Source organism: Oceanicola sp. 22II-s10i (assembly GCF_002210105.1).
Lineage (GTDB): Bacteria > Pseudomonadota > Alphaproteobacteria > Rhodobacterales > Rhodobacteraceae > Pseudooceanicola.
Genome location: NZ_AQQU01000001.1, coordinates 591,869 through 612,518, shown reverse-complemented (window position 1 = coordinate 612,518; position 20,650 = coordinate 591,869). Strand labels below are relative to the sequence as shown.

Below are 20,650 nucleotides of genomic sequence, written 5' to 3'. Positions count from 1 at the left end.
GACTGCCTTGAAACTGAGAACTTCCCTTACCGCCGCGCTGATGCTGACCGCCAGCAGCATGGCAACCCACGCGCAGGACGTGACGCTGCGCGTCGCCGACAGCCTGCCCGTCGGTCACTACATGACCAAGGGCGTGCTGGAGCCGCTGATGGCCGCCGCGCAGGAAAGCACGGGCGTCACGTTCCAGCACTTCCCGGCCGAACAGCTGGGCAAGGCCAAGGACATGTTGTCGCTGGTCCAGACCGGCGTGGCCGACATCGCCTATGTCGGGGCATCCTACGTCGCGGACAAGCTGCCGCTCAGCTCGGTCGGCGAGCTGCCCGAGGCGTTCGAGACCTCGTGCCAGGGCACCAAGGCATTCTGGGAAATCGCCAAGCCCGGCGGGACGCTGGATCAGGCCGAATACGCGCCCGAAGGCGTGCGCGTGCTGGCCGTTCTGGTGCTGCCGCCCTACCAGCTCTATTCCGCCAAGGACATCACCGATCTGGCCAGCATTTCGGGCCAGAAGATCCGCGCCACCGGCGCCGCGAAACAGCTTGCCCTCAGCAAGCTGGGTGCCGTGCCGGTCGCCATGTCCGCACCGGAAACCCGCGAGGCGCTGTCGCGCGGCACGGTCGACGGCATCGCCTTCGCGACCGGGTCGATCCGCGCCTACGATCTGGTGCCGCATCTCAAGACCTCGACCACGGGAGCGAACTTCGGCTCTTTCGTCGCGACCTGGATGATCGCGCAGAGCAAGTTCGACAGCCTGTCGCCCGAACTGCAGACAGCGCTGACCGAGGCCGGAGAAGCGGCCACGCTGAACGGCTGCACGGAAACCGACGCCGCGACCGATGGCGAGGTGCAGGCGATGAAGGACGGCGGCATCACCTTCGTCCAGCTGCCCGAGGCCGACATGGCCAGCCTGACCCAGACCATGGGCTCCATCGGCGACGAATGGGCGGCCGAGCTCGATGGCCGCAACCGTCCCGGCACCGAGGTGCTGAACGCATTCCGCGCGGCGCTGAAGGCCGAATAACCCCGGCCCGGCGCCACACGCGATCTGCCTGAACTGACGGCGGGCGCCTCGGGAAACCGCGGCGCCCGTCGGCCATTCCGCCGATGCGGGACGCTCGCCGCCCGTTGACGCGGCGGGGCCAGATGGTAGGTCGGATCGCGACGGTCGCCGACTGACCGCCCCATTCAGGCCGTCCCGCCGATGTTCACCGTCTTCTCCGCCCTCATCCCCGACGCGCTGGTCATCCTTGCGGGCGTCGGCCTGCGCCGGGTCACGGCGGCGGATCTTTGGGTGGCGATCGACCGGCTGAACTACATCGTGCTCTACCCGGCCCTTCTGTTTCGCGCCGCTTCGGCCAGCCCGCCCGGCGCGGGCGAGCTGCTGGCGGTCGGCTTCGGCGTCTGGTGCGTGGTCCTGACCGGTTTCACGCTGGGCGGCATCGTCCGCCGCATGGGGCTGGGGCCAGAGAGGTTCCTCGACTTCGCGGGCCTCTGGCAGACCGCATGGCGCTTCAACTCGGCCGTCGGGCTGATCGCCGTGCAGGCCCTGCCGGACGGCGCAGTCGGGCTGATGTCGGTCGCTATCGGCTTTGCCGTGCCGCTGGCCAACATCCTCGCCGTCGGTGGGCTGACCCGTGGCAACGCGCTGTCCTTCGGCCGCAGCGTGCGGCTGGTCGCCCTGAACCCCTTCCTTCTGGCCAGCCTCGGCGGGCTGATCGTCGCAATGACCGGGTTTCCGATCCCGGCGGTCATCGACGGCGCGATCACCCGCATCGCGCAGGCCGCCCTGCCATTGGCGCTGCTGTCCGTGGGCGCCGCCCTGTCGCTGGCCTCGGTCGCGCGGATGACGCGGTTCGACATGGCGTTCAACGGGATCAAGCTGCTGATCCTGCCCGCGGTGACATGGACCGCGACCGGGCTGATCGGCATGGACGACCTGCCGCGCAACGTCCTGACGCTGTTCGCCGCGCTGCCGACCGCCTCGGCCTCGCACGTCCTCGCGGCGGCCTTCGGCGCCGACCGGGCGCTCGTGGCGCGGATGGTGGCGCAGTCGACCCTGCTGGGTTGCCTCACCCTGCCGTTCTGGATCGCACTCGTCGCAGGCTGAGCGCGTCAGCGCTTGATCGACCAGACCATCGCCGTGCTGTATCCCGCATCTTCGAGCATCTCGATCTTGGCGGTCCATCCCGCGGGGCAGACCACGAATGCGGCCCCCATGCCCCGAGCGGCAAAGGCGGCTTCGGCGCCATTCAGCAGTCGGACCGCGCCGGCGCCACCGTTCTTCAGGGCGTCCTGATCTGCAAAGTCGAGGTGGTAGAAATCGTCGATCACACCGGTTCCGGAAATGTCATGCGCCGACGGAAAGTGGGTGCGCGATGCGGGTTGGGCGATCGCATAGCCGGCCAGGTCGTCCGGGGGCCCCATCACCAGCATGTCGCGGTCCCGCAGCGTCAGGCTCCGGGTCATCCAGGCGCCGAACCGCGCATCGGCATCGGTATGAGGTTCCCAGAACGGCTCGATCTGCCAAAGGGTTCGCCGGTTGGCGGCGCTGTGCGCGACGATACCCGGCACATCCTCTGCGGTCGCGGCCCGGAGGCCCTGCGGCCGTCCCGCGTCGCCCATGTCTGTGCGGGACAGGTAGAGCGTCAGTGGGGCGTAGCCGCGCTGCGCGAACGTCCGGTCCCAAACCTGCCCGGTCACATAGGTCGACAGGAGGATCTTCGCCCCCGCTTCTCGCAACACGGTCTCGGCCGCGGCCACCAGCGCATCCTCGGTTCCGGCAGGGGCATCCGGTGCCGTATGACTGTCGGCCATGATCAGCCCCGGTTCACCGAAAGACCCGGCGTAGATCGGCGGCACGGGCAGCATGATCGCATGAACCACGCCGACAATCCCGCCGGCACGTTCGCAGACCAGCCAGAACTGTCGGACCGGCTGCTGTTCGGCGGTCAAGGCAAAGCTCAACGCCTGTGCGATTCGGTCGCGTGCGTCATCGGCCAGTCGCCACAGAACCGGATCCGTTGTCTGGCGGTCCGTGGCATCATCCATCAGCAGCGTGACAAGCTGGGGAATGTCCTGAACCGTGGCAGCTCTGATGGCAGATGTCATTGTCGTGTTCCTTGTTGGCCGCGCAGAGTGGCGCCTGACCTGTGTGACGGCAGCCTGCCGGTTTGACAAAGCAGGACATCTGCCCGAGCGTTCAGAAAAACTATCGGCTGCACCACCTTGCGACACCTCAACCTCAACGCCTTGCGCATATTCTCGGTCGTGGCGCGCCACCGGACGCTCGGGGACGCAGCGGAAGAGCTCAACCTGACGCGGGGGGCGGTGTCACAGCGGATCAGGCAACTGGAACTCGACCTGGGCGTCGTGCTTCTGGAGCGCGGCGCGCGTGGCGTGTCGCTCACTCCGGAGGGCGAACGCTGCCGCATTGCGGTCGATCAGGCGCTTGGCGATCTCGAGACCTACCTGTCGGGCCTTGGCGACTCGGGCGGTCAGGTCACGCTGCATCTCGGATCGTCGACCGCATCGAAATGGCTCATGCCGAGGATGGCCGCGTTTGCGGAACGGTTTCCCGGCGTCTCGCTGAGGACAGAGGTCCACAGCCGCCGCATGTCCCGTGATCTGGGTCGCAATGAAATTGCCATCTGGCCTGGCGGGGTGTCGGGGCCATGGCCATTCAGGACCGCGGTCCCGCTGACGGATATCCGCCTGGTCGCTGTATGCAGCCCCGACTTCCCCCGCCCGGACTGGGCGATGGGACCGGACACGCTGCTGACGCTGCCGCTTCTGCAGGATGCGCACCGTAGATGGGAGAGGCTGATCAGGGACACCGGACATACCGGACCTCACGCACTGCTGAACTTCGATCGCTCGGCACTGGCGCTGGATGCGGCGATCGGTGGCCATGGCGTGGCCATCGTGCCGCGGTACATGGTGGAGGCGGACGTGGCCGCCAACCGTCTGACAGAGGTCTGGGTCGATCCCGCGCCGCCGCAGGACCAGCTGTTCGTATCATGGTCCGAAGATCACACGGGGCAGGGAACCGTCCGCAGGATCGTCGACTGGCTGAGGGGCGAGTTCGGACGACACACTGCTTGATACGCACGTTTCAGACGCCCCGGCCGGCGCAATCCGGCCGGGGCGCTGACGGTCAACCGGGGCCTATTGCGCGGTGATACCGGCCTTTTCGATCGTCTCGCGACAGTCGGCGACTTCTTTCTGGACCCGTTCGCCCATTTCGGCGGGGGTCAGGTAGCGGATCGGCACACCGGCTGTTTCGGCGCGTTCCAGAACCTGCGGGTCCTCGGTCGCGGTCTTCAGCCCTGCGGCCAGCGTGTCGACGATCTCCTGCGGGGTGTCCGAGCGGACGAACAGGCCATACCAGGATTCCGTATCCAGCCCTTCGACGCCCTCTTCGGCCATGGTCGGGATGTCCGGCGTGGGCGCATAGCGTTCCGTCCCGGTGACCGCCAGCGCGCGCAGCTTGCCGGATTCGTGGTTCGGCACGATCGCCGCCGGGCCCGACATCGCCACCTGGATCACGCCGCTCAGCGCGTCGGGCATCAGCGCCCCGGTGCCCTTGTAGGGGATGTGGAACATGTCGACGCCGGCCTTGAGCTTGAAGGATTCCATCATGATGTGGACCAGCGACCCGATCCCCGGCGAGCCGTAGTTGATCTTGCCCGGATTGGCCCTGGCGTATTCGATGAACTCCGACAGCGACTCAGCCGGGACCGACGGGTGCACGGCCAGCAGCATGGGCGAGGCCGAGAACATGCCGAGCGGCTTGAGGTCCTCGATTTCCCATTGCAGGTTGGACATCAGCGCGTGGCTGCAGGCGGTGGTCGCGGAATAGCCGATCAGGACCTCGTAGCCGTCGGCGGGAGCATTCACCACGCTGGTGTACGAGATATTGCCGGTCGCGCCGGGCCGGTTCTCGACCACGAACTGCTGGCCGAGGGCGCGGGACATGCCTTCGGCGATGACGCGGCCTGTGGTGTCGGCGGTGCCGCCGGCCGAGAACGGCATGACCATCGTCACGGGTTTCTCGGGATAGGATTGTGCGGTGGCGGCGGTTCCGCCGAATGCGGTCACCGCGAGTGTCATGGCCGATGCGGCAACGATCGCCCTGCGGCGGGTCATGTCGCGGGACCCTTGGTGATATTGGGTTTTCATTGGTCTACCTCCTCCTTGGCCGCCCGGCGCCTGCCGGACGAGCAAGGAGGCAGATGCAAGAACCGTGCCAATTTCCTGAACGATCGGTCAGGAGACGCCCGCCCGCCGTCGTGCCATGGCCGACACCAGCATCCAGACCAGCAGCAGGACGCTGAGCGCGAGGATCGCGCCGGTGATCGGCCGCGACACCAGCATCCCGAAATCGCCGCGCGACAGCATCATCGCCCGGCGGAAGTTCTCCTCGATCATCGGGCCGAGGATGAAGCCGATCAGCAGCGGCGCCGGAGAGAACCCGCCAAGGCGCATGCCGTAGCCGATGGCGCCGAAGACCAGCAGCATGCCGACGTCATAGACATTGTTGTTCAGCGAATAGACCCCGAGGAACACCAGCGAGAGGATGATCGGATAGAGGTAGTGATAGGGCACCCGCAGCAGGCGCACCCACAGGCCGATCAGCGGGATGTTCAGGATCAGCAGCAGCAGGTTCCCGACCCAGAAGCTCATGATCAGGCCCCAGAACGTGTCGGGGTGGTTGGCCAGCATCGCCGGGCCCGGAATGATGCCGTGGATCAGCAGCGCCCCAAGGATCAGCGCCATGGTGGCCGAGCCGGGCACACCGAGCGTCAGCGTCGGAATGAACGCGGTCTGCGCGGCGGCGTTGTTGGCCGCCTCGGGCGCAACGACGCCCGCCGTGACACCGGTGCCGAAAGCCGACGGGTTGCGCGAGACGCGCTTCTCGACCGCGTAGCTGACGAAGGACGCCATCGTCAGGCCGGTGCCGGGCAGGGTGCCGAAGAAACTGCCGATGCTGGCCCCGCGCAGCGCCTGGAACGGGAATCCCCTTGCCTCGTCACGGCGTGGCACCATCGACCGGAAGGTGACCTTGTCCGGCACCTCGTGCTTGGACGCACCGATCGAGGCGATGATCTCGGCCACGCCGAACAGGCCCATGGCCAGCACGACGAGGTTGATGCCGTCGTAAAGGTAGAGCGAGCCGAAGGTGAAGCGGGCGACGCCGCTGTTCACATCGGCCCCGAAGGTGCCGAGCAGCAGGCCGAAGACCACCATCGCCATCCCCTTGGCGGGGGCGTCGTTGCCGATGGCGGCGGCTGCGACAAGGCCCAGCACCATAAGTGCGAAGTACTCGGCGGGGCCAAAGGACAGTGTCACGCTGGCCAGCGCCGGTCCGACGAAGAGCAGCAGCAGGATGCCGAAGGATCCGCCGGCGAAGGATGCAATCGTCGTCATGAACAGCGCGACCCCCGCGCGGCCCTGTTTCGCCAGCGGGTGCCCGTCCAGACAGGTGACGGCCGACGAGGGGGTGCCGGGCATGTTCAGCAGGATCGACGCGGTCGAGCCGCCGTATTCCGCGCCGTAGTAGACCCCGGCCAGCATCACGACCGCGGCCGTCGGGTCGAGGTAGAATGACAACGGCATCAGCATCGAGATCGCGGTGATCGACCCGATGCCGGGCAGCACCCCGATGAACGTCCCGAGGAAGACCCCGAAGAAGCAGAACATCAGGTTAGTCGGATGCAGGGCCGTTTCCAGCCCGAGCGAGATATTGGCCAGCAGATCCATCAGAACGGCGCCTTGAACAGGGGGATCGGCAGGTTCAGACCCCAGATGAACACGACGCCCATGAACGCCGGAACCAGAACGGCCAGCACCAGGACGCCGGGCCAGTTGCTCTGTCGGTCGCCGAACGACGACACGATGATGGTGAGCGCGATGGCAGGGATCAGGCCGAAATAGGCGATGCCGACCATGAACGCGATGGCCGATCCGAGGACGGCGAGGGTGGGGCGCCACGGGAACGGCGTGTGCTCCGGTTCCGGCCCGCGGACTTCGAGGATCAGGATCAGAATGGCGATCAGGGCAAGGATGCCGCCCGCCGCCGCCGGGAAGAAGCCGGGCCCCATCCGGGTGGCGGAGCCGATGCCGTAGACCGTGCCGAACCAGACCCCGGTCAGACCGGCGATCAGCAGGCAGGCCGCCCCCGCAAGGGCCGCTGTGTTAACCTTCATGTCGCGCTCCTCCTCCACTGGCCGGGCCCGTGGCCCGGTTCCGGGTCCGGGCGGTCGCGACGACGCCGCACGGACAGCCGGGTCTGAGCAATTACCGTGCCACGGCGCGCCCCGTGTTCGGGGTCACGCGAACTGGCGCAGCAGCTCGCCCGCATCCGGCAGCAGTTCGAGGCTCAGCATCATGTCCATCGACCGCTCGGCCAGATCCTCGCCGTAGTCGCGCGACACGAGCTGCAGGTATTTGCCCCGGATGTCGTCCTCGCTCAGCGGGTTCTCGGGCGAACCGAGCGCAAAGCCCGTGGCCTCGACCGTTGTGCCGTCGCGCAGCGTGATCGCGACGCTGCCACGGGGCGGAAACTCACCGAACTCGGGCCGTTCGTGGGTGGTGATCCGGCGGGCGATCCCGATGACCTCGGGGTTGGCGAAGCCCTCGGCCTGCTGGTCCAGATAGGCGCCGACGTCGTTGCGGCCCAGCACGATGTGCATGCCCATGGAAAACTGGCTGCTGAACTGCGCGCCCACGATGTCCTTGGGTGCGGGCCCGTGCGCGCCGTTGTGGATCATCATCAGCGGCTCGCACCCCAGCTCGATGCTTTCGATGTCCGAGGGGGCAAACCCGTGCCGGGCCAGCAGGTCGTCATAGGCGGCGAAATGGTGGTGGAACAGGCCGCAGGCGGCGTAGGGCTTGATGGCCGCGTGTTCCAGAAAGAACCAGCGCGTGCCCAGCTCGTTCGTCATCTGCGCCGCATCGTAGGTGTCGCAATAGGCCTGGAAAAAACCGCGACTGCCTTCGAGGATCGTCGGCGGCGCGGTCAGTCCCGCCTGCGCCAGACGGACGGCCCGGATCGCGGCGGCGACGGCCAGACCCGCGTGACAGCGTTTCACCTCGCCGCCGCTCTGCGCGTATTCGGTGGTGCCCGCCGACTGGCTTGCGGCGATCGAGATGGCGTTCGCCGTCACCTCGGGCGGCAGGCGCAGCAGCGCGCCACAGCCGACCGCTGCCCCGATGGCGCCGAGCGCGCTGGTGTGGTGAAACCCTCGCCCGAGGAACATCGACGGCATCGTCGCGCGGGCCAGCCGGATGATCGTCTCGAACCCGAGCGCAGTGCCCCGCAGCAGATCCTCGCCCGAGGCTCCGTGTTCCTGCGCCATGGCCAGAACGGCGGGCAGGACCGTGCAGCCGGGATGCGAATAGGCGCCGTTGCCGCCGTAGTCGTCGATCTCGAACGCGCTGCCCGCGGTGCCGTTGGCAAAGCCCGCGTATTCCGCATCGACGCCCGCGTCGGTGCCGACCAGCAGCGCCTTGCCATCGCGGGCGTGGCGGCGGGCATAGTCGAAGGCCAGTTCGACCGTCGGCATCGTCCGGCAGCTCACCTGCGCCCCGATCTGGTCCATGATGTGCAGCTTGGTCCGGCGCAGCATCGGTTCGGAGATGTCGCCAAGCTCCGTCCGGTTGCACCACGCGCCGATCTGTTCCGCTATCGTCCCGGAGGTCATGCGATCATCCTTGCTGTCACGGCCATCGCTCAGTCCTTCTTGGCGGCGAGATCCGGGTAGAGGTTCAGATAGCCCTTGCTGATCCGCGCCTGTGCCCGCTGGCGGGCCCGCTCCGGGGACATGGGGTTGAAGCCGAACCCCGCCGTCAGGCGATGCATGAAGACCGCACGGGCAGTGATGGAGACGATGTCGTGATACGCGACCTCGTCCCAGCCCGCTGCGGCCACCGCGTCGGCGTCGGCCTGCGTCACTTCGTTCGGCGTCGCGGCCAGCTTGATCGCCAGCGCCAGCACCGGTTTCAACGCTTCGGGCAGGTCGACATCGAAATCGCCGGCCAACAGGCTGTCGAGGATGCCGCGCGGATAGCCGCGGGCATAGACCACCTCGGAATGCGCGGCATAGACAAAGTCGCTGCCCGAGGCCTTGGCGGCGAGGGTGAAGATCAGCTCGCGCTCCGCCGCGGAAAAGGCGGAGGGGCCGTTCATCATGGCTTCGCTCATCTCCGACCACGGGCGGTAGATGTCGGGATAGGTGTTGTAGATCACCGGCGGCCCGGCGTCCTCGGGCAGTGTCTTGATGAATGGCATGACGTGTCCTTCGCTCCTCCGGCGACAGTGCCGCCCCCGGTGGGGGCAGGAGCAAGACTCATGCCAATCCGCATCGCCCCCCGTCAGGCGTCGGTGCCGGTCCCCAGCTTCTTGTAGAGGTAGGAGCGGGACACCCCGAGATGCTCGGCCGCCTTCTTCTTGTTGCCCTTGAACCGGATCACCGCGTCGTTGATCAGCTGCAGTTCCAGATCCTCCAACGCGTCCTTCAGCGATCCGCCGCCGGTGGTGGACATCGGCGCGGACTGTTCGGACGGTGCGGACAGATCTGCCCCCGGTCCGTTCTCGAAATCCTCCAGCCGCAGCTTGCTGCCCTCGGCGAAGACAAAGGCGCGTTCGACGACGTGGCGCAACTGACGGACGTTGCCGGGCCACGACCGTTCCATCAGGTGATGGGCGATCTTCATCTCGACCTCGGGCAGGTCGCGTCCGTATTGGGCCGTCAGTTCTGACACGAAGTGGTTCAGCAGCAGCGGAATGTCCTCGCGCCGTTCGTCGAGGGGCGGGATCTGGATGGTGACCGGGCTGATCCGGTAGTAGAGGTCCAGCCGGAACTTCTCCTGCTCGACAAAGGCCTCCAGATCGCGGTTCGTGGCGCTGCAGAGCCTGAAATCCACCCGCTTGGGCTTGTCGCCGCCGACCCGTTCGACGATCCGGTCCTGCAGAACCCGCAGCAGCTTTGTCTGCACCTCGAGCGGCATGTCCCCGATTTCGTCCAGAAAGATCGTGCCCTTGTCGGCCTGCTCGAACTTGCCCACGCGGCCCTTGCGGTCGGCGCCGGTGAACGAGCCGGCCTCGTAGCCGAACAGTTCGCTTTCCACGAGCGAGGCGGGCAGGGCGGCGGCGTTGACCGTCACCATCCGCTGGTCCTTGCGCGAACTGAGCTGATGCAGCGCCTGCGCGACCAGTTCCTTGCCGGTGCCGCTTTCGCCCTGGATCAGGACAGGGATATCGAGCGGGGCGATCTTGCGGATCTGATCCCTGAGCGACCGCATGGCGAGGCTGTTGCCGATGATCGCGTCCAGGAAATCGACCGGTCCGCTTTCCTTGGTCTTGCGGGCGTTCGACTTGTAGGTCTCGATCTGCCCTTCCAGATCGCTGATCTTGCGCGCCATTGCCTCCAACTGCTGCGGGCCCTTGAACATCACCCGCCCGATGGCGCCGACGATCTTCTTGCCGTGGCGGATCGGGTAGCGCGACACGACGCGGTCGACGCCTTTCATCCGCTGGACCTGCCCGACCTCGGCGACGCCGGTCTTCAGCGTCAGGTGCAGGCGCGTGTTCTCGATCACGTCGCGCACCGGCTTGCCGACACCGCCGCCCGGTTCGAGGCCGAAGAACTTTTCATGGACGGGCGAGATATAGGCCATCTTGGCGTTCGCGTCGACGATGGTCATCGCGTCGTAGGGATCGTTCAGGATGTGGTTCAGGATGTCATAGGCGAAATCCACGCGCATCACGAACTGCAGGACAGTGTCCGCGGGCGGAGAGGAAATCAGGACAACATACCCGGCGGGATAAGGTGAAACGAGCCCGACGAACCGGGCGTCGTTCAGCAGGATCGGCACGAAACGGCGTTCGGCGGCATCCTCCAGCCATTCGGGGTCGGAAATGATCGCACGGATTCGGACATCTTCGGCCACGCCGGAGGCGAGCAGGCATTTCCCTTTGTTATCAGTGACAAGGACGCCCTTTATCCCGGTGTCTTCACCGCTTTCGGCACTCATGCAAACCTCCCATGGCGACACATTCTCCAATCGCCGACACTAGGTGTGTCTTTGACGTGGACACTTGTCAATCAAACCTGTCCACAAAGTAGCTTGATGCGTGACCTCAATAAATGCAAAGGTGCGACTCGGTGTTTGGCATGTCTATTGCTTTCAAGGGCACCAACCGGTCGAGGAGGGGCGGCGCTTTGAAATGCGCGGCCTGACCGGAGCACCCCGAAAGGGGATGGCCCGCACAAAGCCGGGTCGGGGAAGAAGGGGGGAAGATATGGAACTCAGGCCGAACCAGTTTCAGCAGCAACGGCAGTCGCTGTCGATCACCGGGCAGGTGATCCAGTCGATCCGGCTGCTGCAATACGGCAATCACGAACTCGAGGAATTCCTGCGCGAACAGGCGGACGACAACCCGCTGATAAAGGTCGTCGGCGGCGCGTCGGACATGCCCGCGAAAAGCGAGGCGGCGCGCGGTGTCGAGAACAATCGCCAGTCCTGCCCGAACGCCGCATTGCGGCTGCCGATCTCTGGCGCCGGCGACGATATGCCGGGGCCGGATCAGTATATCGAGGCGCGCGTCTCGTTGCGGGACCACCTGATCGCACAGGTCGACCTGATGCTGGACGCGCCTGTCGATCGCCTGATCGCGCGCGAGATCGTGGAGTCGCTGGACGCCGACGGATACCTGCGCCGCGACACGGAGATCATGGCCGATCTGCTGGGTGTGCCCGCGGACCGGTTCGATGCCGTCCTGCGCACCGTGCAGTCCTGCGAGCCGACTGGCGTCGCCGCGCGCGATCTGGCCGAATGCCTGTCGCTCCAGCTGGCCGAACGTGACCGCCTGACAGCCCCGATGCGCGCGCTGCTCGGCAACCTCGGGCTGCTCGGCGACTACAAGATCGACGCGCTGGCCCGTGTCTGCGGCGTGGATGCTGCAGGCGTCATGGAACTGGCCCGCCAGATCCGTGAACTCGATCCCCGTCCGGGCCTGCAATTCGATGCCGAACCGCTCGTGATGGCCCTGCCGGACATCCACGTCGAGATGGCCGAGGACGGCACGCTGAGCGTCGCGCTGAACACCGACGTCATGCCGCGCGTGCTGATCGACCGGGAATATCACGCCCGGATCAGCGCCCGTATCGACGGCACGGCCGAGCAGCGCTTCATGATCGACTCCATGCGCAATGCGAACTGGCTGGCGCGCAACATCGACCAGCGGGCGCAGACGATCCTGCGGGTCGCGACCGAGATCGTGACGAAGCAGAGCGACTTCTTTCGTTACGGCGCGGGCAGCCTGAAGCCGCTGTCGCTCAAGGATATCGCGGCCGAGGTCGATCTGCATGAATCCACCGTGTGTCGCGCCGTCGCGGACAAATACATGATGACCCCGCGCGGCATGTTCGAGCTGAAGTTCTTCTTCACCAACGCGCTCGGCGTGGTGGATGGCGACGACATGCTGTCCGTGGAAACCGTCCGCCACCGCATCCGGCAACTGGTGGATGCGGAAAAGCCCTCGGCCATCCTGTCCGATCAGGCGATCATGGACACGCTCAGGTCCGAAGGCATCGACATCGCGCGGCGGACCGTCGCGAAATACCGCGAGATGATGGACATTCCGACGTCGCGCAAACGCAAGCGGCTCAAGGCGCCCCTGCCGGTCTCGCGCGGTTTCATGGCCGCCGCGGAGTGAAGCGGCGTGGCTGAGCGCGGTCCCGCGGGGCCGGGACACCAGCCACCTGTGAACGCCTCACACCGCATTTTGGCACGGGGATTGCATCTGTAGTTCGGTGACAGACAAGAGATGTGGGCCATGACAAACCAGCCAAGTGCAGAGCAGCAGCAATCGACCGGATTGCCCTATGAAACCCTGCCGATCGTGGAGTCGGGACAGACCTTCGGCTTTCTGAACGGCGTCCGTGTCCTCGACCTGACGACGTCGGTCGCCGGCCCCTATGCGACGATGCTGTTGTCCGATTTCGGGGCCGAGATCATCAAGGTCGAACGCCCCGCCGGTGACGATGCCCGCGCCTGGGGTCCGCCGTTCCTGCACGGGCAGGCGCTGTGGTTCGCGGCGGTGAACCGCAACAAGCGCAGCGTCGTGATCGACGCGCAAAGCGAAGCGGGCCGCGCCGACCTGCTGGCGCTGGTGCGGACCGCCGACGTAGTCGTGACCAACCAGCCGCCGTCGGTGCAGAAGAAGCTGGGCCTCGACTACGACACGCTGAAGCAGGAGCGCGAAGGCCTGATATTCGTCGCCATCACGGGCTTCGGTCTGGAAGGCGAGCGGGCGAACCTGACCTGCTACGACCTGATCGCCGAGGGCTATTCCGGGATCATGGACATCACCGGCCCCGCCGGGGCCGAGCCGCAGAAGATCGGCGCTCCGGCGGCGGACATGCTGGCCGGTCAGGACGCCGCGATGGCGACGATGGCCGCACTGGCCGGACGTCACCGGAACGGCTGGCAGGGCCAGTGCATCGACGTCAGCCTGGTCGAGAGCATGACCCGCTTCCTGTCCTGCCGGATTTCCCCCTACCTCGGCGCGGGCGAGATTCCCGAGCGGACGGGCGGACGCGACAGCGTCATCGCGATCTACCAGCCCTTCGAAACGGCGGATCATCCGATCACGCTGGGTCTCGGGTCCGATGCGATCTGGAACCGGTTCTGGAAGGCGCTCGGCGATCCCGAATTCGCGGCGCGCGAGGAATTCCGCAGCAACGCCGACCGTCGCGAGAACCGCGTCGAGATCGTCGAGCGGATCCAGTCGCTCCTGCTCAAGGAAACCCGCGCGCACTGGCTGGACGTCTTCCGCGACGCCCGCGTGCCCGCCGGGCCGATCAACCGCGTGGACGAGGTCGCAGCGGACGAACATCTCCGGGCGCGCGATCTTTTCTATGCCGTCGAGGACGATCAGGGCAGGATCCTGCCCCAGATCGGCCTTGGCATCCGCATCAACGGCAAGGCCAGCACCGCGCGCCTCGCCCCGCCGCGCCTCGGTGCCGATACGCAGGCCATCCTGCGCGAGCTCAAGCCGTCCGAGTGACGGTATCGAAACTGAATATGAAGGAAGGACAAGACATGGCGTTCAAGGAAATCATCTATCAGGAAGACGGCCCGATCGGGACCATCACGATGAACCGCCCGGACGACGGCAACATGTTCACCGAGACCATGTGCCACGAGATCCGCGACTGCATCGAGGGCATCCGCCGCGAGACCCGGACCCGCGTCGTCGTGCTGACCGGCGCGGGCGACCGGTTCTTCTGCATCGGCGGGTCCAAGGACGGGATGGAAAAGACCAAGCTCTACGCCGGCACCCTGCCGACGCTTGAGATGTACGAGGCCATCGACAAGCTGCAGAAGCCGGTGATCGCCAGCGTGAACGGCTTTGCCGTCGGCGGCGGCAACGTGCTGCAGATGGTCTGTGACGTCACCATCGCCAAGGAATCCGCGATCTTCCGTCAGGTCGGTCCGATGATGGGTTCGTTCGATGCGGGCTACGGCACGTGGTACCTCGAGGATCTCGTCGGCAAGAAGAAGGCCAAGGAGATGTGGTACGCGAACCCCAAGCTGACCGCGGCGCAGGCCATGGAAATCGGCCTGATCAACCGCGTTGCCCCCGATGCGGAGCTGGCCCAGAAGACCAAGGAATTCGCGCTGGAGATCGCGGATCGCGGCGCCTTCGCGCTGGCCTCGATCAAGGGTGCGTTCAACGCCCGCCACGGCGGCGTCGGCGGCCTGTCCCGCGTGACCCACGACCTGCTGCTCAGCCAGTACCTGGGCACCGAGGAATCCAAGGAGCTCAAGGAGAGCTTTGCCGGGCGGCGCCAGCCGGATGCGACCAAGTTCGGACACTGAGGCGGACACATGAAACCATTCCTCACGCTTCATGATCCCCAGACGGCGAGGGAGTTCTACGCCCGCGGGCTGTGGAAGGACGACACGTTCTATTCGCTGATGAACGATCACGCGGACCGTCGTCCCGATGATATCGCGCTGGTGGACGGGCTGACCTCGCTGCCGTGGTGTGCATTGAAGGCGAGGGTGGACGCCATGGCCGACAGCCTGCTGTCGCAGGGTATCGGCGCGGGCGACCGAGTGGCGATCTGGATGTCGAACAGGATCGAGGCGGTGATCACCTTCCTCGCCTGCTCGCGGGAGGGGATTGCCTGCAATCCCTCCCTCCACCGCACCTACACCTGCGGCGAGATCGTCGAGCTGCTGACCGAACTGTCGGCCAGTGCGCTGGTGACAGAGGACGGCTGGGGCGCGGATCGTGACACGGTCGACCTTTACGAACTGCTGAAGGACCTGCCGTTCCTCAAGAAGGTCTACACGCCCGACACTTTCCCGCAGTACATCACCGGCGTCGACCGGACGCCGCATTCGAACCCGGACAGCGTCGTCTACCTCGCCTTCACCTCGGGCACGACGGGCAAGCCCAAGTGCGTCATGCACTCGTGCAACACGCTGCTGTCCAACGCCCGCGACCTCGCGCGGGACTGGGCGCTGTCGGAACAGACCGTGCTGCTGACGCTCAGCCCGCTGTCGCACCACATCGCCTGGGTGGCCTGCGGGCAATGGCTGGTCTCGGGCGGCCGCTTCGTCACCGATCATCCGCCCGAGGGCATGGACCGGCTGGCGTGGATCGTGGAATCCGGCGCGACCTACGTGCTGGGCGTGCCGACCCACGCGATGGACATCCTCGCCGAACAGAAGCGGCAGGGCATGGAACGGCTGGGACAGGTCCAGACCTTCTACATGGCAGGTTCCGCGATCCCCGAGGTCGTGGCGCAGGCCTTCGTGGATCAGGGCATCACGCCGCAGAACATCTACGGCATGACCGAGTGCTCGTCGCACCAGTACACCCATCCCAGCGACCCCAAGGAGGTCTGGATCCAGACCTGCGGACGGGGCGGCCCGGCCTACGAGGTCAAGATCTGGGACCCGGCGAACACGGACGTCGAACTGCCGCGCGGCCAGACCGGCAACATCGGCGGTCGCGGCGCGGCGATGATGCTGGGCTACTTCGCCAACCAGGCCGCGACCGAGAAGACGATGAACCGGCACGGCTACCTGCTGTCCGGCGACCTCGGATCGTTCGACATCAACGGCAACCTGCGGATCGAGGGGCGGATCAAGGACGTCATCATCCGCGGCGGCCACAACATCAATCCCTCGCGGATCGAGTCCCTGACGCTGGAACACAAGCGGGTCGAGAAGGCCGCCGTCTTCGGCCTGCCCGACGACCGGCTGGGCGAAAAGGTCTGCCTGGCGGTCATCGGCGACGTCTCGCCCGAGGAGATGCTGGCGCATCTCGCCCGTGAAGGCCTGTCGAAATACGACATGCCGGAATGGTTCCTCGATGTGCGGGCGATGCCCCTGACCGCCAGCGGCAAGATCCTGAAACGCGAAATGATCGACATGGTGGGTCGCGGCGAACTGAACCCGCTGCCGGTCCGCTACAAGATGGCGAGGGCGGAGTAACCAATGCCTGTAGAACTGAAGAAGGACGGCGATTTCGCCGTCCTCACCCTCAATCGTCCCGAGGCGCTGAACGCGCTGTCGTTCTCGATCCTCGGCGACATCGGCCGCGCGCTGGACGAGGTCGCGGCGATGAAGGACATCCGCGCGCTGCTGGTCACCGGCGCTGGCGACAAGGCGTTCTGCGCCGGCGCGGACATCAAGGAACTGCGCAACCGCCCGCTGATCGACCAGAAGCGCGGGGCGGAACTGGGCCAGTCGGTCTTTGCCAAGCTCGGCACCCTGCCGGTCGCCTCGGTCGCGCTGGTCAACGGCTATGCCTTCGGCGGCGGGTCGGAACTGGCGCTGGCCTGCACCTTCCGGCTGGCCTCGCCGAACGCGATCTTCGGCCTGCCCGAGATCAAGCTGGGCCTGATCCCCGGATATGGCGGCACGCAGCGCCTGCCGCGTCTGGTGGGCGAAGGCCGCGCGCTGGAGATCATCATGACCGGCCGCAACGTGAAGGCCGACGAGGCCGAGCGCATCGGACTGGTGAACGCGGTTGTCGAAGGCGACCTGATGCAGGCGGGCCGCGACTTCGCGGGCAAGTTCACCCGCTACAGCCTGCCGGTGCTGGAATTCGCGCGCCGCGCGGTCCAGCGGGCGGGCGACGTCACGCTTGAGGAAGGGCTGAGGATCGAGGCCGACCTGTCGACGCTCGCCTATCGCACGGCGGATGCCGAGGAAGGCATGGCCGCCTTCGAAGAGAAACGCAAAGCGGAGTTCAGGGATGGCTGAGGGACAGATCATCGTGACCGGCGCCTCCAAGGGCATCGGCGCCGCCATCGCGACGGAACTGGACGGGCGCGGCTTTGACGTCGTCTGCCTGTCGCGCAGCGGCACCGCGCCCAAGGGGCACGGCATCGCCTGCGACATGACCGACGAAGCCGCGGTGCGTGACGCCATGGCCGAGGTCGCGAAACGCGGGCCCGTCGCGGGGCTGGTCAACAACGCGGGCGTTCACATCGCCGGGCCGATCGCGACGCTCGACACACGGGACTTCGACCGGACGATGGCGCTGAACGCGACCGCCGTGATGGTCGCCGCGCGCGAGGTTTACCCGCACCTGAAGGCGGCGGGCGGGATCATCGTCAACATCGGGTCCTTCTTCGACCGGATGGGCGTGCCCGACAACCTGTCCTACTGCGCCTCCAAGGCCGCCGTCGCCGCGATGACGCGCTGCATGGCGGTGGAATGGGCGCGCGACGGGATCCGGGTGATGAACGTCGCGCCGGGCTATATCGAAACCGACCTGAACCGCGACTACCTCGCGCGGGAAAAGGTCAAGGCGTGGATGGCGCAGCGCATCCCGACCGGCGGCGCCGGCTCGGTGGATGACGTCGCCCGGCTGGTGACCGCCATCTTCGCCGAGAACATCGGCTACCTGACCGGCGAAACGATCTACGTCGACGGGGCGCAGGGGATCAATCACTGATGAACATGTACGACAAGCTGCAACGTTCCAGGTCCTGGAGCGACGAGGAACGTGCGATCCTCGACCAGGTCCAGCGGATGACGGACGAGGTCATCGCGCCGAACGCCGAACATATCGACGCGACCGGCGAATTCCCGTGGAAGAACGTCGAGGCGATCAACGCGCTCGGCTTGAACGCGGTCTTCGTGCCCGAGGCCTACGGCGGGATGCCGATGTCCTTTCGCCTGTACCTGGAGATCGTGGCGATCATATCCGAGGCCTGCGCCTCGACCGGTATCATCTACGCCACGAACTACCACGGGATGAAGCCGCTGATCGAATACGGCTCGGAAGAGCAGAAGGCCCGCCTGCTGCCCTGCATCGCCGAAGGCGGCCTTGGGGCGCTCGCGATCACCGAACCGACCGCCGGGTCGGACGCGACGGGGATGAAGACCGGCTTCACCCCCGATGGCGACGACATCATCCTGAAGGGCAACAAGGTCTTCATCTCGAACGGCGACGTGGCCGACCGCTATCTCGTGTTCGGGAAATGGGCGGGCGTCGACGATCCGAAAAAGGCGATCTCGGCCCTGATCCTCGAAAAGGGGGCCGAGGGCTTCAGCGTCATCGGCAAGGAAAAGAAGATGGGCCACAACGGCTCGTCCACCTGCGCGCTGTCGTTCGACAATGTCCGCGTGCCCCGCGCCAACCTGCTGATGGAACCGGGCGACGGGCTGAAGATCCTGCTCGGCTCGCTCAACCGGTCCCGGCCCTCTGTCGCGGCGCATGCGCTCGGCATCGCGCGGGCGGCCTTCAAGGACATGGTCGCCTACGGCAACGACCGGGTGCAGAGCCGCAAGAAGGTTCTGGAGTTCCAGGGCAACCAGTTCACGCTGGCCGACCTCGCCGGTGAGCTGCTGATGGTCGAGACATGGCTCGACTACGTCGCGGGCCTCGTCGACGGGGGCGAGCCGGACTTCGGCATGGAGGCCTCGATGGCCAAGCTGCGCGCCTCGGACCTCGCCATGAAGATGGCGACCGAGTGTGTCCAGTTCCACGGCGGCTATGGCTACTGCCGCGACTATCGCGCGGAGCGCCTGATGCGCGACGCCAAGATCACCCAGATCTGGGAGGGGACCAACCAGGTCCATCGCCAGCTCATCGGACGGAGTTTCATCACCAAATGACCAGCATTCGCAAAGTCGCAGTCTGCGGGGCAGGCGGCACGATGGGGGCGGGCATCGCGCTTGTCGCGGCCCGTGCCGGATACGAAACCTATTGCTTCGACCTGTCCGCCGACGCGCTCGCCCGTCAGCGCAAGGCGGCGCAGAAGTTCTTTGGCCGCTCGGTCGAAAAGGGCCGGATGAGCCAGGAAGACTGCGACGCGGCGCTCGGGCGGATGATCGACACCACCGCGCTCACCGATCTTGCCGACTGCGACCTGGTGATCGAGGGGATCTTCGAGAACCTGAAGGTGAAGAAGGAGCTGTTCGGCGAGCTGAACGGAATCTGCAAGGACAGCACGATCTTCGCGTCCAACACCTCGACCCTGTCGATCACGGAAATCGCGGCGGGCACCGGCCGCGACGACCGGATGGTCGGCATGCACTTCTGCCTGCCCGCGCAGGTCATGAAGCTGATCGAGATGTCGCGCGGCATCAACACCTCGGACGAGACATTCGCCACCGCATGGGCATGGACCGAGGCGGCTGGCCAGATCTCGGTCGAGACGCAGGACAAGCCGGGCTTCATCCTGAACGCCCTGCTGGTGCCCTTCAACAACGACGTCATCCGCGCGATCGAGGCGGGCCTCTGCACGGCAGAGGACATCGACACCGCGATCTGTTCCGGGCTCGGCTACAAGATGGGGCCCTGCACGCTGCTGGACCTGATCGGGCTCGACACGCAGGTCCTGCTGGGCGAGGCGTTCTATCCGATCACGCTGGACACCCGCGCCTCCGTCCCGCCGCTGCTGCGGCGGATGGTGGCGGCCGGTAGGCTCGGCAACAAGTCGGGCGGCGGGCTGCTGACCGCAGAAAAAGCGGCGAAGGCGACCGAGGCCCCGGCGTTTTCCATCGCCTCCGCAGGCGACAGCCGGTCCTTCCCCGCGGGCGACGACTTCCTGTCCGCAGCACAGGGTGAAGGTCCGGTCACGATCCACCTCGGCGGCGGGTTCGCGGCGGATGCGGGCAAGACGGCGGTTCTGGTCGAGCTCGACACCGAATGCCTCGGCGTGCACACGGGCGAGGACATGGGCCGCGAGGGATCGAACGTCGTGGGCTTCGCCCGCTATCGCAACGGATCTGACGCGCCGTCGAACCTGATCGAACTGGTCCGCCAGCCGGCCACCGACGACGCGGCGCTGGCCGCCGCGCGCGCGGTGTTCGAGGTCGCGGGCTTCGACGTGGTGGTCTGCGCCGACCGGCCCGGCCGCATCGTCGACCGGCTGGTCCGGCCCAAGTACAACGACGCGCTGCGCTTCCTCGACGAAAGTCTCGCCAGCGCCGGGGACATGGACCGCACCTGCTGCATGGGCCTCGGCTATCCCGACGGCCCGGTCGAACGGGTCACGCGCGGCGGGCTGGCCCGCCACTACGATGTCACGACCGCGATCCAGTCGATGACCGGCCTGCCGGGCTATGCGCCCGCCCGCGCCGCCGTCGTCGCCAAGGCGCGGGAGGCCTGAGC

General features: G+C 66.5%; 18 protein-coding genes. 11 read left to right on the top strand and 7 right to left on the bottom strand.

Annotated elements, in window-relative coordinates; genetic code table 11:
• Positions 1–7 precede the first annotated feature (7 nt).
• Together dctP and ATO6_RS03095 are read left to right on the top strand one after the other, a co-directional pair.
• Positions 8–1,018, top strand: coding sequence for a TRAP transporter substrate-binding protein DctP (gene dctP / locus ATO6_RS03100; protein ID WP_141101922.1), 1,011 nt, complete (start codon positions 8–10; stop codon positions 1,016–1,018).
• A 180-nt stretch (positions 1,019–1,198) separates the two neighbouring features.
• Positions 1,199–2,104 (top strand): AEC family transporter, encoded by a 906-nt coding sequence (locus ATO6_RS03095; protein ID WP_088622462.1) that lies wholly within the window; start codon positions 1,199–1,201, stop codon positions 2,102–2,104.
• 5 nt (positions 2,105–2,109) lie between these two features.
• On the opposite strand, the gene ATO6_RS03090 is transcribed toward ATO6_RS03095, so the two are convergent.
• Complete coding sequence (locus tag ATO6_RS03090; protein WP_088622461.1) at positions 2,110–3,105, bottom strand: hypothetical protein; 996 nt, start codon at positions 3,103–3,105, stop codon at positions 2,110–2,112.
• A gap of 117 nt (positions 3,106–3,222) precedes the next feature.
• Here ATO6_RS03090 and ATO6_RS03085 point away from each other — a divergent pair, with 117 nt between their 5' ends.
• Positions 3,223–4,098 (top strand): LysR family transcriptional regulator, encoded by an 876-nt coding sequence (locus ATO6_RS03085; protein WP_088622460.1) that lies wholly within the window; start codon positions 3,223–3,225, stop codon positions 4,096–4,098.
• Positions 4,099–4,161: 63 nt separating this feature from the next.
• Here the strand turns inward: ATO6_RS03085 and ATO6_RS03080 are convergent, their stop codons facing one another.
• The 6 genes from ATO6_RS03080 to ATO6_RS03055 all read right to left on the bottom strand — a co-directional run bounded on the left by ATO6_RS03080 (position 4,162) and on the right by ATO6_RS03055 (position 11,031).
• Positions 4,162–5,175, bottom strand: coding sequence for a tripartite tricarboxylate transporter substrate binding protein (locus ATO6_RS03080; protein ID WP_088622459.1), 1,014 nt, complete (start codon positions 5,173–5,175; stop codon positions 4,162–4,164).
• A gap of 87 nt (positions 5,176–5,262) precedes the next feature.
• Complete coding sequence (locus tag ATO6_RS03075; protein WP_088622458.1) at positions 5,263–6,756, bottom strand: tripartite tricarboxylate transporter permease; 1,494 nt, start codon at positions 6,754–6,756, stop codon at positions 5,263–5,265.
• A complete protein-coding gene (locus ATO6_RS03070) occupies positions 6,756–7,202 on the bottom strand; it encodes a tripartite tricarboxylate transporter TctB family protein (RefSeq protein WP_088622457.1) in 447 nt (148 codons plus the stop codon). The genes ATO6_RS03075 and ATO6_RS03070 overlap by 1 nt, the downstream gene beginning before the upstream one ends.
• A gap of 123 nt (positions 7,203–7,325) precedes the next feature.
• Entirely contained in the window at positions 7,326–8,699 is a 1,374-nt protein-coding gene (locus tag ATO6_RS03065) for an MmgE/PrpD family protein (protein ID WP_088622456.1), read from the bottom strand.
• A 29-nt stretch (positions 8,700–8,728) separates the two neighbouring features.
• Positions 8,729–9,286 (bottom strand): carboxymuconolactone decarboxylase family protein, encoded by a 558-nt coding sequence (locus ATO6_RS03060; RefSeq protein WP_088622455.1) that lies wholly within the window; start codon positions 9,284–9,286, stop codon positions 8,729–8,731.
• An 83-nt stretch (positions 9,287–9,369) separates the two neighbouring features.
• Positions 9,370–11,031: a sigma-54-dependent Fis family transcriptional regulator gene (locus ATO6_RS03055; protein ID WP_088622454.1), complete on the bottom strand. Its 1,662-nt coding sequence runs from the start codon at positions 11,029–11,031 to the stop codon at positions 9,370–9,372.
• A gap of 268 nt (positions 11,032–11,299) precedes the next feature.
• On the opposite strand from ATO6_RS03055, the gene rpoN reads away from it, so the two are divergent.
• The 8 genes from rpoN to ATO6_RS03015 all read left to right on the top strand — a co-directional run bounded on the left by rpoN (position 11,300) and on the right by ATO6_RS03015 (position 20,648).
• Positions 11,300–12,715 (top strand): RNA polymerase factor sigma-54, encoded by a 1,416-nt coding sequence (rpoN, locus tag ATO6_RS03050; protein ID WP_088622453.1) that lies wholly within the window; start codon positions 11,300–11,302, stop codon positions 12,713–12,715.
• A 120-nt stretch (positions 12,716–12,835) separates the two neighbouring features.
• Positions 12,836–14,068, top strand: a complete 1,233-nt coding sequence (locus ATO6_RS03045; RefSeq protein WP_088623384.1) for a CaiB/BaiF CoA-transferase family protein — start codon at positions 12,836–12,838, stop codon at positions 14,066–14,068.
• Positions 14,069–14,103: 35 nt separating this feature from the next.
• Complete coding sequence (locus tag ATO6_RS03040) at positions 14,104–14,883, top strand: enoyl-CoA hydratase-related protein (protein ID WP_088622452.1); 780 nt, start codon at positions 14,104–14,106, stop codon at positions 14,881–14,883.
• Positions 14,884–14,892: 9 nt separating this feature from the next.
• A complete protein-coding gene (locus tag ATO6_RS03035) occupies positions 14,893–16,512 on the top strand; it encodes a class I adenylate-forming enzyme family protein (RefSeq protein ID WP_088622451.1) in 1,620 nt (539 codons plus the stop codon).
• 3 nt (positions 16,513–16,515) lie between these two features.
• Positions 16,516–17,286, top strand: a complete 771-nt coding sequence (locus tag ATO6_RS03030) for an enoyl-CoA hydratase/isomerase family protein (RefSeq protein WP_028288688.1) — start codon at positions 16,516–16,518, stop codon at positions 17,284–17,286.
• Positions 17,279–17,983 carry an SDR family NAD(P)-dependent oxidoreductase gene (locus ATO6_RS03025; RefSeq protein ID WP_028288689.1) on the top strand — a complete coding sequence of 235 codons (705 nt, stop codon included), beginning with the start codon at positions 17,279–17,281 and terminating at the stop codon, positions 17,981–17,983. Before ATO6_RS03030 ends, ATO6_RS03025 begins: the two co-directional genes overlap by 8 nt.
• Entirely contained in the window at positions 17,983–19,149 is a 1,167-nt protein-coding gene (locus tag ATO6_RS03020; RefSeq protein WP_088622450.1) for an acyl-CoA dehydrogenase family protein, read from the top strand. Before ATO6_RS03025 ends, ATO6_RS03020 begins: the two co-directional genes overlap by 1 nt.
• On the top strand, positions 19,146–20,648 hold the full coding sequence (locus ATO6_RS03015; RefSeq protein ID WP_088622449.1) for a 3-hydroxyacyl-CoA dehydrogenase NAD-binding domain-containing protein: 1,503 nt from the start codon (positions 19,146–19,148) through the stop codon (positions 20,646–20,648). Before ATO6_RS03020 ends, ATO6_RS03015 begins: the two co-directional genes overlap by 4 nt.
• The last annotated feature ends 2 nt before the right edge of the window (positions 20,649–20,650 follow it).